Source organism: Pseudomonas sp. GW531-T4, assembly GCF_017349615.1.
GTDB classification, from domain to species: domain Bacteria; phylum Pseudomonadota; class Gammaproteobacteria; order Pseudomonadales; family Pseudomonadaceae; genus Aquipseudomonas; species Aquipseudomonas chlororaphis_I.
The window spans coordinates 1-14470 of the sequence record NZ_JACMZT010000073.1 but is presented as its reverse complement, the minus strand read 5'-3'; the positions used below and the strand labels follow the sequence as shown (position 1 = coordinate 14470).

The 14470-nt window shown below is 58.6% G+C and carries 13 protein-coding genes and 1 pseudogene; 5 read left to right on the top strand and 9 right to left on the bottom strand.

Annotated elements, in window-relative coordinates; genetic code table 11:
• Positions 1–22 precede the first annotated feature (22 nt).
• Positions 23–2239: an OsmC domain/YcaO domain-containing protein gene (locus tag J4D28_RS29785; protein WP_103331943.1), complete on the bottom strand. Its 2217-nt coding sequence runs from the start codon at positions 2237–2239 to the stop codon at positions 23–25.
• Positions 2240–2604: 365 nt separating this feature from the next.
• Here J4D28_RS29785 and J4D28_RS29780 point away from each other — a divergent pair, with 365 nt between their 5' ends.
• A complete protein-coding gene (locus J4D28_RS29780) occupies positions 2605–3225 on the top strand; it encodes a TetR/AcrR family transcriptional regulator (RefSeq protein ID WP_009048299.1) in 621 nt (206 codons plus the stop codon).
• A gap of 197 nt (positions 3226–3422) precedes the next feature.
• Complete coding sequence (locus tag J4D28_RS29775) at positions 3423–4694, top strand: OmpP1/FadL family transporter (protein ID WP_103331944.1); 1272 nt, start codon at positions 3423–3425, stop codon at positions 4692–4694.
• A 132-nt stretch (positions 4695–4826) separates the two neighbouring features.
• On the opposite strand, the gene J4D28_RS29770 is transcribed toward J4D28_RS29775, so the two are convergent.
• The gene (locus tag J4D28_RS29770) at positions 4827–6287 is read right to left on the bottom strand and encodes an efflux transporter outer membrane subunit (RefSeq protein ID WP_103331945.1); all 1461 of its coding nucleotides are present in this window, start codon (positions 6285–6287) and stop codon (positions 4827–4829) included.
• A 219-nt stretch (positions 6288–6506) separates the two neighbouring features.
• On the opposite strand from J4D28_RS29770, the gene J4D28_RS29765 reads away from it, so the two are divergent.
• Together J4D28_RS29765 and J4D28_RS29760 are read left to right on the top strand one after the other, a co-directional pair.
• On the top strand, positions 6507–7616 hold the full coding sequence (locus J4D28_RS29765; protein ID WP_038631504.1) for an efflux RND transporter periplasmic adaptor subunit: 1110 nt from the start codon (positions 6507–6509) through the stop codon (positions 7614–7616).
• A complete protein-coding gene (locus J4D28_RS29760; RefSeq protein WP_103331946.1) occupies positions 7613–10702 on the top strand; it encodes an efflux RND transporter permease subunit in 3090 nt (1029 codons plus the stop codon). The genes J4D28_RS29765 and J4D28_RS29760 overlap by 4 nt, the downstream gene beginning before the upstream one ends.
• A gap of 97 nt (positions 10703–10799) precedes the next feature.
• Here the strand turns inward: J4D28_RS29760 and J4D28_RS29755 are convergent, their stop codons facing one another.
• The 7 genes from J4D28_RS29755 to J4D28_RS29730 are packed head-to-tail and all read right to left on the bottom strand — an operon-like array spanning position 10800 to position 13963.
• Positions 10800–11420: a hypothetical protein gene (locus tag J4D28_RS29755; protein WP_103331947.1), complete on the bottom strand. Its 621-nt coding sequence runs from the start codon at positions 11418–11420 to the stop codon at positions 10800–10802.
• Positions 11421–11477: 57 nt separating this feature from the next.
• The gene (locus J4D28_RS29750) at positions 11478–11738 is read right to left on the bottom strand and encodes a bacteriocin immunity protein (protein WP_103331951.1); all 261 of its coding nucleotides are present in this window, start codon (positions 11736–11738) and stop codon (positions 11478–11480) included.
• 4 nt (positions 11739–11742) lie between these two features.
• On the bottom strand, positions 11743–12006 hold the full coding sequence (locus J4D28_RS29745; protein ID WP_038631508.1) for a bacteriocin immunity protein: 264 nt from the start codon (positions 12004–12006) through the stop codon (positions 11743–11745).
• A 5-nt stretch (positions 12007–12011) separates the two neighbouring features.
• Positions 12012–12086 carry a bacteriocin immunity protein gene (locus J4D28_RS30825; RefSeq protein ID WP_115344063.1) on the bottom strand — a complete coding sequence of 25 codons (75 nt, stop codon included), beginning with the start codon at positions 12084–12086 and terminating at the stop codon, positions 12012–12014.
• Between the two features lie 47 nt (positions 12087–12133).
• Positions 12134–12391: a pyocin S6 family toxin immunity protein gene (locus tag J4D28_RS30565; RefSeq protein WP_103331948.1), complete on the bottom strand. Its 258-nt coding sequence runs from the start codon at positions 12389–12391 to the stop codon at positions 12134–12136.
• Positions 12388–12639 carry a bacteriocin immunity protein gene (locus tag J4D28_RS29735; protein ID WP_103331949.1) on the bottom strand — a complete coding sequence of 84 codons (252 nt, stop codon included), beginning with the start codon at positions 12637–12639 and terminating at the stop codon, positions 12388–12390. Before J4D28_RS29735 ends, J4D28_RS30565 begins: the two co-directional genes overlap by 4 nt.
• A 7-nt stretch (positions 12640–12646) precedes the next feature.
• The gene (locus J4D28_RS29730; protein WP_103331950.1) at positions 12647–13963 is read right to left on the bottom strand and encodes an S-type pyocin domain-containing protein; all 1317 of its coding nucleotides are present in this window, start codon (positions 13961–13963) and stop codon (positions 12647–12649) included.
• A gap of 261 nt (positions 13964–14224) precedes the next feature.
• Between J4D28_RS29730 and J4D28_RS29725 the strand changes: the two are divergent.
• Positions 14225–14470 (top strand): annotated as a pseudogene (locus J4D28_RS29725) (MFS transporter); the annotation flags it as partial.

Below are 14470 nucleotides of genomic sequence, written 5' to 3'. Positions count from 1 at the left end.
GGGCAACTATCGACAACAGCCATCAGTTGGAGAGAGCCGTCACCTTGGCCCGCGCCGCGTGCAGCTTCTTGTAGCTGTCGATCAGACGCAGGTGACGGTCGATCCCTTCCAGCTTCATGCTGGTCGGCGTCAGGCCATAGAAGCGCACGCTGCCATTCACCGAGCCAATCACCGCATCCATCCGCTCGTTGCCGAACATGCGACGGAAATTGACTTCGTAATCCGCCAGGTCCAGATCTTCGTCGAGTTCCATCTCCAGCACCGCATTCATCGCCTGGTAAAACAGGCCACGCTCGGCGGTGTTGTCGTTGTACTGCAGGAACATCTCCACGCACTCCTTGGCTTCTTCATATTGCTGCAAGGCCAGGAAGATCAGCAGCTTCAACTCCAGGATGGTCAGTTGGCCCCAGGCGGTGTTGTCGTCGAACTCGATGCCGATCAGGGTGGTGATATCGGTGTAGTCGTCCAGCTCGCTTTCTATCAGACGCTCGAGCAACGCCTGCAACTCATCCTCGTCGAGGCTGTGCAGGTTGAGGATGTCGGAGCGGAAGAACAGCGCCTTGTTGGTGTTGTCCCAGATCAGGTCTTCCACCGGGTAGATTTCCGAGTAGTCCGGTACCAGGATGCGGCAGGCGGTTGCGCCCAGGTGCTCGTACACGGCCATGTAGGACTCTTTGCCCATGCCTTCGAGAATGCCGAACAAGGTCGCGGCTTCCTGGGCGTTAGACCCTTCTTTTTCACTGGAGCCGCCCTGGCCGGAGAAGTCCCACTCGACGAATTCATAATCCGACTGGGCGCTGAAGAAGCGCCACGACACCACGCCGCTGGAGTCGATGAAGTGCTCGACGAAGTTGTTCGGCTCGGTGACCGCCTGGCCTTCGAACGTCGGCGGCGGCAAATCGTTCAAGCCCTCGAAACTGCGGCCTTGCAGCAGTTCGGTGAGGCTGCGCTCCAGCGCCACTTCCATGCTGGGGTGAGCGCCGAACGAGGCAAATACGCCACCGGTACGCGGGTTCATCAAGGTCACGCACATCACCGGGAACTCACCGCCCAGGGACGCATCCTTGACCAGCACCGGAAAGCCCTGGGCTTCCAGGCCCTGGATGCCGGCGAGAATCCCCGGGTATTTCGCCAAGACTTCTGCCGGTACATCCGGCAGGGCGAATTCGCCTTCGATGATTTCGCGTTTGACGGCGCGCTCGAAGATCTCCGACAGGCACTGCACCTGGGCTTCGGCCAGGGTGTTGCCGGCGCTCATGCCATTGCTGAGGTAGAGGTTTTCGATCAGGTTGGACGGGAAGTACACCACTTCGCCGTCCGACTGGCGCACGAACGGCAGCGAAACAATGCCGCGCTCTTCATTGCCGGAGTTGGTGTCGAACAGGTGCGAGCCGCGCAGCTCGCCGTCGCGGTTATAGATTTTCAGGCAGTAGGGGTCGAGGATTTCGCTGGGCAGCTCATCCTTGGGGCCCGGCTTGAACCAGCGCTCGTTCGGGTAATGCACGAACGGTGCGTTGGCGATTTCCTCGCCCCAGAACTGATCGTTGTAGAAGAAGTTGCAGTTCAGGCGCTCGATGAACTCACCCAGCGCCGAGGCCAGCGCGCTTTCCTTGGTCGCGCCCTTGCCATTGGTGAAGCACATCGGCGACTGCGCGTCGCGGATATGCAGCGACCAGACGTTGGGCACGATATTGCGCCACGAAGCGATCTCGATCTTCATGCCCAGGCCGGCCAGGATGCCGGACATGTTGGCGATGGTCTGTTCCAGCGGCAGGTCCTTGCCGGCGATATAGGTGCTGTGCGAACCCGCGCTCGGCATCAACAGGGCCTGGGCATCGGCGTCGAGGTTTTCCACCTCTTCAATCACAAACTCAGGCCCGGCCTGTACCACTTTCTTCACGGTGCAACGGTCGATGGAGCGCAGGATGCCCTGGCGGTCCTTGTCGGAGATATCCGCCGGCAACTCGACCTGGATCTTGAAGATCTGGTTGTAGCGGTTTTCCGGATCGACAATGTTGTTCTGCGACAGGCGAATGTTATCGGTGGGGATATTGCGGGTGTCGCAGTACAACTTCACGAAGTACGCCGCGCACAACGCCGATGACGCCAGGAAATAGTCGAACGGACCCGGTGCCGAGCCATCGCCCTTGTAGCGGATGGGCTGGTCGGCCACCACCGTGAAGTCATCGAACTTGGCTTCAAGTCGGAGGTTGTCGAGAAAGTTGACCTTGATTTCCATGGGGAACACCGAATAACGAGCAAAACGAAATGGCGGCCATTATCCGGTTTTTCAGCGTGAAGTCTTGCGCTTTTCGGCAAGCGGGCCAGGTCGTTGGAGCGCGTGAGGTGGCAGGGCGTTGGCTTGCGCGGGGGAGGAGGTCGCGGCCTTGGGTGTGGGGATCGATCATCGAATGCGCTTTCAGGTGCCGCGCCTTCCTCGGGCCAGCGGATTTGCTATGTGGATTGCCCCGACCTCAGCCTGTTCGTCTGTTCGCTGGTGTTTTCTCAGTCGCCCTGGAGAGGCATTCGGAACGGTCGATTTGTGACTATATATCTTATCGGTCACAAGTTGTCAGTCCGCCATAGGGTGAGTAAGCTGTTCCCATGAATCAGCCATCGATATCTTCGCCCAGCGCCCGCGGCCCAGCCGATCACGACATTCGAAACCAGATTGTCGCGGCGGCCAACGAACACTTCAGCCAGTACGGCTATGGCAAAACCACGGTCTCCGACCTGGCTAAAGCCATCGGCTTTTCCAAGGCCTATATCTACAAGTTTTTTGATTCCAAGCAGGCGATCGGTGAAGCCATCTGTACAAATTGTCTGGCAGAAATCGTTGCGGCTGTCGAGCAGGCCATCAATGTCGAGACCCTTTCGCCAACGGAGCGCTTTCGACGCTTGGTCAAAACGGTGATCGCCACAGGTGTGAACCTGTTCTTCAATGACCGGAAACTCTATGACATCGCCGCGTTTTCTGTGTCGGAGCGTTGGCCCAGCTCGCAAATTTATGACGCCCAGATCAAGCAATTCATTTTGCAAATTGTGCGTGAAGGGCGAGAGGTTGGTGAGTTCGAACGCAAGACTCCCCTGGACGAGACAGTAGAGGCGATACATCTTGCTCTGCGGCCATTCGTCAATCCGCTACTGCTGCAGTACAACCTCGATTTCGTCGAAGAGGCGCCCACGCTCACTTCCAACCTCATCCTGCGTAGCCTCATGCCTTGACCTTCGGCTAACGGTCGCACGCCTACCAGGCTAAGCGACATATCACTCCATCAGCTTTTCACTTTGCCCTTCCTCCCACCGTCGAAGGGCATTTATTTATCTGTAATGTGACTGTTGACTGAAATGGTCACATGAATAAATATGGGCGTCCGTTGTTTCTACCCTTTCATCTCGGCGATAACCATAGAGTTCCAATAATGAAAAAAATATTGCTCAAGAGCCCACTTGGCCTCGCTGTTGTGCTCGCATCTTCCCATGTGTTTGCGAGCGGTTTCGCTCTCAATGAACAGAGCATCAGCGGGATGGGCTCTGGATTTGCCGGTCGCTCCTCCTCTGCTGAAGATGCGAGCACGGTCTTCGGCAATCCGGCGGGCATGTCTCGTCTGAAAAGAGAACAAGCCAGCGTAGGGGCGGCGACTCTTTTTGCGAAGTCCGACATAAGCCAGGCCCGCAGTACATTCGGAGGCCAGGAAGACGGCGACATGGTGCCTGCGACTACGGTACCCATGGGGTACTACGTCAAACCCATTGATGAGCATTGGGCATTCGGTGTTGGGTTTTATGTGCCTTTTGGCCTGATCACCGATTATGGCAGCGGCTTTGCGGGGCGTTACTACGCCAACAAAAGCGAGGTCACGACCCTTACGTTCCAGCCCACCATCAGCTATGCCTTTAACGACACAGTTTCGATCGGGTTCGGCCCCACCATCAACCGTATCAGCGGCGAGTTGTCCGGGATGGTGCTCAATCCGCTCAGCCCTGGTCGCAACGACGGAAAACTCAAAAGCACGGGCGACGACACGGCCCTTGGTTTCAACGCCGGCATTCTGGTGCAGGCTACAGATCGAACTCGCCTCGGCTTGACCTACCACTCCAAGGTTAGTTACCACCTGGATGCCAAGACCAAGGTCACCGACGGCATCTTTAGCGTGCTGGGGGTTAGCGGCCGAAGCTATGACGCTTCGCTGGACGTGAATACGCCGGAATCAGTGGATTTCTCGGTGACTCATCAGCTCAATAATGACTGGACCCTGTATCTGGGGAGCACCTGGACCCGCTGGAGTCGCTTCAAGGAACTGACCATCGAGAACACGGGTTTGCCCCCTTTGTTGAGCGGCTCGCTGGGCACTGTTACCGAAGAACAGAACTGGCGTGATACGTGGGCTCACGCTATCGGTACGTCGTACCAACTGAACAACCATTGGGTTCTTCGGGCAGGCTTGTCAGTCGACCAGTCGCCCGCCAACAATACCAATCGTGGACCACGCATTCCAACGGGCGACCGAACGGTTATCAGCTTCGGTGCAGGCTGGACCCCGGTGGACAATGTCACGATCGACGTTGCTTATTCCTATCTGTGGGAAGAGAGCGTGCGGGTCAACGATACTTCCGCGACCCGGGGCGCATACAGTTCCAAGTATAAGAACAGCGCGAGCGGGCTCGGCACTTCCGTCAGCTATCGTTTCTGATAGACAGAGCGCCGTTCTACGATAATTGTCCGGCCGGGAGCGTACGTTACGCCCCGGCCTTTTAAAGCACATCCCTGGCATTTCCCCTTGGAGGGAAGCGGTTTCGTCGGAGCGCCACGTCGCCTGGTCAAGTCATCGAGTCGCTACGGACCGGGTCTCAGGAGGTTGCCAGCCACCACCGAGCGCCTTGAATGCCGCGACCGCCGCCCGTGCCGATTCCGTCCGCGCCTGCGCTCGGGCATCGGAAGCCTGCAGCATCGTTTCGTCGGCGTGCAGAACATCAATCAGGCTGGCCGTGCCTTTTTCGTAGGCAATGAACGACGATTGGCGAGCCTGTGCCAGAGATGCCTCGCCTTCAGTCAGGGTGGCTGCCTGAGCGTCCCGATTCACCAGGGCGGAGAAGGCATTCTCGACATCCTCGGTGGCGCGTAATACCGACTGACGGTAAGCGGCCAGGGCTTCGGCTTCTTGTCCCTTGGCTTGATCGATTTGAGCGTTTATGCGGCCAAAGTCGAAAAGTCTCCAGCGCAGCCCCAGTACGCCCGCCGACTGATTGGCGCCGCCGGTGAAAAGGTTGCCCCCGGATACAGCCGTGGCGCTACCGAGCAAGGCGCTGAGGGAGAATTTCGGGTAGTACTCGGCAATCGCCACCCCGATGCGTGCATTGGAGGCTGCAAGGCGGCGCTCGGCCACGATGAGATCCGGCCTGCGGCGCAGCAGATCGGCCGGCGTTCCCGTGGCCTTTATCTGCGGCGCAAGAGGAATACTCCCTGCATTTGCCAGTTGCGTGCGATGGGTGCCCGGCGGTGTACCGAGCATTACATCCAGTGCATTCATGGCAGCATCCAGGCCGGTCTGCAGGACCGGCACTGTCGCTTGGACCTGCGATAGCGCTCCCTCAGTCTGGTGAACCTGATAGTGGGCAGCGAGGCCCTTGCCGTAGAGCAAGCGGACTTTCTCCAGCAGTCCCTGCTGGGTTTTGACTTGTCGGTTGGCAATGTCCAGCCGGGCCTGCAATCCGCGGATGCTGATGTAGATATCGGCGGTTTGCGCAGCGATGGCCAGTCGTGTGGCAGCGGCGCCCGCCTCGGAGGCCTGGTACTCGGCGAGTGCGGCTTCGCGTCCGCGTCGCAGGCCGCCAAAGACATCAACCTCCCAGCCAGCACTGAGGTTAACCTCGTAGGCGCTTCCGTACCGATCATAGCCAGGCGTCGAGTTCAGCACCTGGCCGAGTGGGGTCTCGATGGATTGGTAGGAGCGCGCGGCCTGGCCACTGATGTTCCCCGAGGGCAGCAAGGCGGCATTTGCCGCAGCCAATCCCGCCCGTGCCTGCGTAACGCGCGCCGATGCCTGCGCCAGATCCAGGTTCTGTTCAAGAGCCTTGGAGACGAAGTCGGTTAGCACCGGATCACCAAAACCTTCCCACCAGGCCACGAGACTGGCCGGCGTCGCTACAGGCCTCAGCTCGACAGCGGACTGACCCAGGTAATGATCCGAAAGAGGAGCGTCCGGACGTTGATAGTCCGGACCGACCGCGCAGCCTGCCATCAAGCTGGCGCTCACCAAAAGAGCAAGGGGGCGAAGGGGAGGCATTGAGGTTCCTTCAATCGAGGATATTTGTGACCATATTACGTTGTGGTCACAGGCTGTCAATCAATAGCATTGACCAGTATTTCAAAAAAACATTCAATGAATACGGAGTTTTTCGCGTAATCGCTGGCAGTCTCAATGGATGTTCATTTGTGACCATTGACAGATATGGTCACTGTACTGAGAATGTGGGCCATGTCCTATTGTTCAGTAAGGGAACCTATGCGCCGGCCTCGACCTGTCCCCATTGCCGCTTGCTTGTTGCCTCTAGTCCTGGCGGCGTGTGGCGACTCATCCACCGTTGAAGATCCACGCACCCATGCCCCTCTGGTGAGGGCTTCTGCGGTTCAGGGGGCGTCCGACGTTTCACGCTCCTTCACTGGCGTCGTGGCTGCCCGCGTCCAGGGCGACCTGGGCTTTCGGGTATCAGGCAAGATACTTGAGCGCTTGGTTGATACGGGTCAGACCGTCAAGCGAGGTCAGCCGCTCATGCGTCTCGACCCCATCGACCTGGGGTTGCAGGCGCGAGCACAGCAAGAGTCGGTCATGGCCGCTCGGGCCCGAGCCAGGCAGACAGCCGATGATGAGGCCCGATATCGCGACCTGGTCGGCGCAGGTGCTATTTCTGCATCGGCGTACGATCAGGTCAAAGCCGCGGCTGATAGCGCAAAGGCGCAGCTCAGCGCTGCTCAAGCGCAGGCTGACGTGGCTCGCAATGCTTCCGGTTATGCGGTGCTGTTTGCCGATTCCGACGGCGTTGTGGTGGAGACGCTCGCCGAGCCCGGGCAAGTCGTCAGCCCAGGGCAGCCTGTGGTTCGACTGGCGCGGGCCGGGCAGCGCGAGGCCATCGTGCACCTGCCCGAGACGCTACGCCCGGCAGCAGGATCCACTGCGCAGGCGACGCTTTACGGCAACACCGCGGGTGCTGTTACAGCGAGGCTGAGGCTGCTGTCTGACTCGGCCGACCGTATGACGCGCACCTTTGAGGCGCGGTATGTGCTTGAGGGTGCGTTGGCCAATGCGCCGTTAGGTTCGACCGTCACGCTTCGGATCGCCGAAGACGCCGCCAATGGACAGGTGCTGCAAGTGCCGATCGCTGCTGTTTATGACCCGGGCAAAGGCACTGGCGTGTGGGTCATTGCTGGGGAACCAGCGAAGGTGACCTGGCGACCTGTCCGAGTCCTGGGCTTGAGCGACGAGGCAGCGCGAGTTGCAGGCGATCTCAAGGCCGGCGAGCAGATTGTCGCCTTAGGTGCACATCTGCTGCGCGATGGTGAGGAGGTGAGACTGGCTCAACAGGGTGACGTCAAGGTTGCCGGGAGCCATCCATGAGCCAGGGGCGCTTCAATCTTTCGGCGATCGCTGTTCGCGAGCGCTCGATCACGGTATTCCTGATCTTCCTGATCGCTGTGGCAGGGATCCTGTCGTTTTTCCAGCTGGGGCGTGCGGAAGACCCGCCGTTTACGGTCAAGCAACTGACGGTCATTACCGCGTGGCCGGGCGCCACGGCGCAGGAGATGCAGGACCAGGTTGCAGAGCCACTTGAAAAACGCCTGCAAGAACTGAAATGGTACGACCGCACGGAAACCTACACCCGTCCAGGTCTCGCCTTCACCATGGTGACACTGCTCGATCGCACACCGCCTTCCCAAGTGCAGGAGGAGTTCTATCAGGCGCGTAAAAAACTCGACGATGAGGCCATCAAGTTACCGGCGGGGGTGATTGGCCCGATGGTCAACGACGAGTTTGCAGATGTGACATTTGCGCTGTTCGCCTTGAAAGCCAAAGGCGAGCCGCAGCGACTGTTAGTGCGTGATGCGGAATCGTTGCGCCAGCGCCTGTTGCACGTGCCGGGCGTGAAGAAGGTCAACATCATTGGTGAGCAGGCCGAACGCATCTTTGTTTCCTTCTCCCATGATCGGTTGGCCACGCTGGGCGTATCCCCCCAGGACATTTTTGCCGCGCTGAACAATCAGAACGTGCTCACGCCTGCCGGCTCAATTGAAACCGATGGGCCGCAAGTCTTCCTCCGCCTCGACGGTGCCTTCGATAAGGTGCAGAAGATTCGTGACACGCCTCTTGCGGTCCAAGGTCGAACACTGAAGCTCTCGGACGTGGCGACGGTCGAGCGGGGTTATGAAGATCCGGCAACCTTCCTCGTGCGTAACAACGGTGAGGAGGCCCTGTTACTGGGCGTGGTGATGCGTGAGGGCTGGAACGGTCTGGACCTGGGCAAGGCATTGGACGCGGAGACGACGAAGATCAATGACGGCATGCCGCTGGGCATGACGCTCACCAAGGTCACCGATCAGTCTGTGAATATCAGTTCGGCCGTCGACGAGTTCATGGTCAAGTTCTTCGTCGCCCTGCTGGTGGTCATGCTTGTCTGCTTTCTCAGCATGGGCTGGCATGTAGGTATTGTGGTGGCGGCGGCTGTGCCGCTGACGCTGGCCGTGGTGTTTGTGGTGATGGCGGCTACCGGAAAGAACTTTGACCGCATTACCCTCGGGTCGCTGATTCTGGCGCTTGGACTGCTGGTGGACGACGCCATCATTGCTATCGAGATGATGGTGGTGAAAATGGAGGAGGGCTACGACCGCATCAAGGCTTCCGCCTATGCCTGGAGTCATACGGCCGCACCGATGCTTTCCGGTACGCTGGTGACCGCTATCGGCTTTTTGCCCAATGGCTTCGCCCAGTCGACAGCCGGCGAGTACACCAGCAACATGTTCTGGATCGTGGGCATTGCCCTGATTGCATCATGGGTAGTGGCGGTGGCCTTCACCCCCTATCTGGGTGTGAAGCTGTTGCCGAAGATCAAGACGGTCGAAGGGGGTCACGCGGCCATCTACAACACCCCTGGCTACAACCGCTTCCGCCGGATTTTGACGCGCGTCATCGCCCGTAAATGGCTGGTGGCCGGTACTGTTATCGCTACCTTTGTCGTGGCGATTCTCGGCATGAGCCTGGTCAAGAAGCAGTTCTTCCCCACCTCGGACCGTCCAGAAGTGTTGGTCGAAGTGCAAATGCCTTATGGAACCTCCATCGAGCAGACCAGCGCCACCACCGCCAAGATCGAGGCCTGGCTGCAAAAGCAGGCTGAAGCCAAAATCGTCACGGCCTATATCGGGCAAGGCGCGCCGCGCTTCTACCTGGCGATGGCGCCGGAACTCCCGGATCCATCATTCGCCAAGGTTGTGGTGCTGACGGATAGTCAGGAGGCACGTGAGGCCCTCAAGTTCCGTATGCGTGAGGCCATTGCCCAAGGGCTTGCACCAGAAGCGCGTGTCAGGGTTACGCAGCTGGTGTTTGGTCCGTATTCACCCTTTCCTGTGGCCTATCGGGTGATGGGGCCTGACCCATCAACATTGCGCGAGATCGCCGACCAGGTACAGAACGTGATGCAGACGAGTCCCCTGATGAGAACCGTCAACACCGACTGGGGCCCGCTAACGCCGACGCTGCATTTCACCCTGGATCAGGACCGCTTGCAGGCGGTGGGGCTGACGTCCAGCGCTGTCGCGCAGCAGCTGCAGTTCCTGCTCGCGGGAGTACCGATCACGGCCGTTCGTGAGGACATTCGTTCGGTGCAGGTGATCGGGCGTGCTGCGGGTGATATCCGGCTCGACCCTGCAAAAATAGAAGGCTTTACGCTCGTGGGCACGGCGGGCCAGCGGATTCCGTTGTCCCAGGTAGGGGAAGTCGACGTGCGTATGGAGGATCCGATCCTTCGGCGTCGTGACCGCACCCCGACCATTACCGTGCGCGGCGACATTGCCGAAGGCTTGCAGCCACCGGATGTCTCGAGCGTGATCATGAAGGCGCTGCAGCCGGTCATCGACAAGCTGCCTGATGGGTATCGTATCGAGCAGTCGGGGGCCATTGAGGAGTCGGGCAAGGCCGGCCAGGCGATATTGCCGCTGCTCCCGATCATGATTGCCATCACGCTGCTGATCATCATCCTGCAGGTACGCTCGACCTCGGCGATGATCATGGTGTTTCTCACCGCGCCGCTGGGATTGATTGGCGTGGTCCCGACATTGCTCATCTTCCAGCAACCGTTTGGTATCAACGCCCTGGTCGGCCTGATCGCACTTTCGGGCATCCTGATGCGTAATACGCTGATTCTTATTGGGCAAATCCATCACAACGCACGAGAAGGACTGGATCCGTTCCACGCGGTGATCGAAGCCACAGTACAGCGTGCTCGCCCGGTGCTGCTGACAGCGCTGGCGGCCATCCTGGCGTTCATCCCCCTGACACACTCCGTCTTCTGGGGGACCCTGGCTTACACCTTGATCGGAGGCACGTTCGTCGGAACCATCATGACGCTGGTGTTCCTGCCGGCGATGTACTCCATCTGGTTCAAGATCAGTCATGCCAGTCAAAGGCAAACTGAAACAGCAGAACTGGCGTAAGCACGCGAACTTACCAAAAGAGAGGACGCCACCCCGTCCTCTCGTCGTGCACCTCACTACAAAGCTGGGTTCTCAATACCCAGTCTGCAAGCTTCTCTCACTCATCGCCTATTAACGCCAGGCTGGCAGCCCACTCTTGCGTGGCAGTGTAGCGGGCGTAATAAGCCCGCTTCTCTGCCTCGCTCAAGCCGGTAAAGAACGGCAGGAAGTACTGGTCGTTGTAGTAGCCCTGGGCACCTTGCAACTGCGTTCCCCACCATGCCGGGTTGTAGCCCTCGAAGGCTATCCAGGGCGGCGGAACGGCGAAACGCTGGTGCTGAATGGCCTCGAGGAAGTCAGTGCTGTTGGTTACCAGGCGCACCGTGACGGCGTTGAATTCCCGGCTGGATATAAAGCAAATCAGGCGCTGGTTGTTCTGGGCGTTTTCATACTGCCTGACGGGAAGCTCGTTGAAGCTTCGCTCGTGGACCAGGGTGAAGCTGGATTCGATAAGGGCTTGGAAAGAATCCCTATCGCTTCCATCGATCAGTAAGGTCCAGTAGTAAGCCGGTACGCCTGTGTCTTCCAAAGAAACCGCGCGCATTGGAAGGGGCAGGGCAGAAGTAGTGTGTTGCAGAGGGACGGTGAAAACCGCTTGGAGTTCTGACAGGGAATAGCCCGCAATTTGCTCCTTGGGGGCTCGGTCAAAAAGACCTGCGATACGGCTGAAAAAATTCATATCGTCCTTGATGCAGCTTTGGTGGGTTTATTGGAATGGTTCTTCAAGGCCGTTGATTTAGGGTTCCTTGAAACCTGGAAAACCGTTTGCTCTGCGCCACTCCTTGACTGTTTTCAAGATCCCTTCTGGCGAGTCATCAGCATCGTCAGCAGGATAGAAAATCAGATCTGAGCCTTCGGGGTGTTCTGAGATTTCCTGAAAGTGTCGGACTAAAACAGAGTGGTCGTCCTCACTCTGACAGCTAACCTCACAGATATCTGTCAGAAGTTGAAGGAACTCTTGCTCTGTGTAATCAGAAATACTGCCCCTTGAGGTCATCACCTTAAGCCTCCTTGAAACCCGGCAGGTGGTTGGCCGAGCGCCACTCTTTCACGGTCTTGATAATGCCCTCGGCGGAGCTGTCGGCGCCGTTTTCGGGGTAATAGATCAGGTCGGAGCCGGCGGGGTGCTCGGTGATTCGCTCGAACTCATCGAGTAACGGGTCGAGGACTTCATCAGGAGCCCCTTTGTTTGCAGCGAATAATTCCTGCATGAATTCTATGAATTCAGCTTCGGTGTATTCATCCAGGCGACTTTTGGCGGCCATTGCTTTTATGGCTCCTTGAACCCAGGCAAGCCGTTTGCCTTGCGCCACTCTTTGACGATTCGGGTATCCAGGATGGACATGGTTTTTCCTTCATGGAGGGTGTGTCAGGCCGGTCATATAGCGTTGGTCAGTAGTGGCAGCTGATGTACAGCTCCAGATCTTTGGGGAGTGGGATGGCTGTAAGTCGTTCTATGGCGCTGGCTTGCTCTTGGGTGAGGAGGTAGCTATGTACGGCGTCTGCTTCGCTCTGCCAATCCATGATCGGCATCAGCATTTCTGTAGTGAGAGTCGGTAGTTTTGTCTCGAATACAGCGTCGTCACTGTTTGTAGGTGCGCCGTGTATCTCGAATTTCAGTGGGGCTTTCCCAGCGCGAAATACCGTCACGACTTGAATCCTGGTAGCCCATTTGCCTTGCGCCACTCTTTAACGGTCTTGGTTATGCCTTCGGGGGAGTCATCAGCCCCATCTTCTGGATAGAAGATAAGGTCAGTACTGTTTGGGTGCTCGCTAAGCTGTCTGAATTGCATCAGTAGTTCGCCAAGGTCTTTATCGGAACCACCTTCGTTGATGACGAGTATCTTGTGGATGAAGTTAACGAATTCGGTCTCGGTGTAATCGGAGATTTTTTTCATGTGGCGCCTACCGATTTCTGTGAATGTTGATGTGATTTTTAGGTGTGGTTACCCGTAAATTGTCTACGTTATAAACCTCACCACCATCCGCAATTTGCTCAATATGGTGCAACTCGAAAGTACCTCTTTTTCCTACTGCGTCTCTATCGCGAACAGCTGGTGCATTACCTGTACTTAGGCGCTTTTGGGCACGCTGATTAAACTGGCCGAACAGTGTAGGGTTTTCACCAACGGTCCTCCAAAATGCTCTCCGAAAAGCATCAAAGCTTCTGAACTCCTTCCCGCGCAACTGATCAGCAATCTCCGTGGGTATCGGAGAGCCCAACCCGGAGCCGGCCCCAGCAAGCCAGACTCCATTTATATCCTGCCCCTGACCCGTAACCACACCGGGCGTCTTGCGCACGCTCAGCACGATATAGAGCGGCTGAACCCCTGACCCCGGCGGGAACACCAGGATGAAATCCTTGTACTCCGGTGGGTAGATCGGGTCGACGATGATGGTGTCCGCCTGTTCGGTGGGCGGAAAGATCCAGATGTGCGGCGCCTGGGGCGCGGCCTCCAGTGGGGGGATGCCGGATGTGCTGGATGGGTCCACCGCTGGGGTCCAGATCAGGGTGACGCCGTCGCCGAAGTCGGCCACCTGTTGCTGGCCTTTGGTAACGAAGCGCACCACCGGGACCATTTCCCAGCCACGCTGCTTTTGCGTGTTGTAGCCGTAGCCCTTCAGCGTGCCGTCGGGCCGTTGTTCGATATGCAGGCGCACGCGGGTGCGACCTTCTTTCAGGGCGTCGAGTTGCTCGGGGGTGTACAAGGCGCTATCGCCCAGGCTCGACGGCCAGAGCATGGCCACCACGCCAGCCAGGGCACCCGCGACAACTCCGCCGGTTGCCACGCTAACCCCGGCGGACGCCATGGCCTCGCCACCCAGCGCAAGGCTGCCCAGCGCGGCGGGAAGGGTGCCACCGCTGATTTTCTTGAGCGGGATATTCCCCGCAGCGTCCGCCCGACGACCACCCAGCAAGACAAGCTCGCCATAGTCCTTGATGGCGTCGGTGGGGATCGCCCCGGATGGGCTGAGGTAGTCCATGACCCCGTCGGGCAGCTTGCAGGATTTGGTAAAGGTGCAGCCGGCCATCGCCTGTTGCTTGCGGGGTGGGCAGGCGAGGCTGTCGGCATAGGCTTGTTGGCGGGCCAGCATCCGCTCATAGGCGTGTTGCCTGGCGTCTTGTTCCGCCAGTTCGCCGGGGGTCATGTCTCGGTAGGTGACGTGGTGCCCGTCGCCGGAAGGGGGACTCTTGATCGGGGGGAGTCTGTTGCGGGCCATCGAGGGTTCTGCCTGTCCATCCGTTGCGGTTTTCCGGCCAGAGGCGGGATGGCATCAACCCTATTGAGTCGGGCGGGGCATTACTGTGGGAGGAATCTGAAAGGTTTGAAGGGCGAGTCTTTATTCTTGCGGGCTGGTGGTCAGGCGATTCTGGCCAGCCAGTGAATGCCCGGGCGGTGGGTGCCGCTCCAGCCCATCTATGCTGCCGCACCGGGTTCCTGCTTAAATGCCAGCGCCTATCCACTCAGCGCGCCTGACACCATGAATACCTTCAAGGACGAACTTGCTCTCACCGAGCCGCCAGCCGAAGCGGCCTCGATCCGTCGTCGGTCGTTGTTTGCCGGCTGTGGGGCCCATGCCATCCATGATGGCCTGACCGACCTGATCTATGTCTTGCTGCCCATCTGGCAAAGCCAGTTCGGCCTGAGCTTTGCCCAGGTCGGGCTGTTGCGTGGGGCCTATTCGGGGATGATGGCCGGCTTTCAGTTGCTGGCCAGCCGCGCGGCC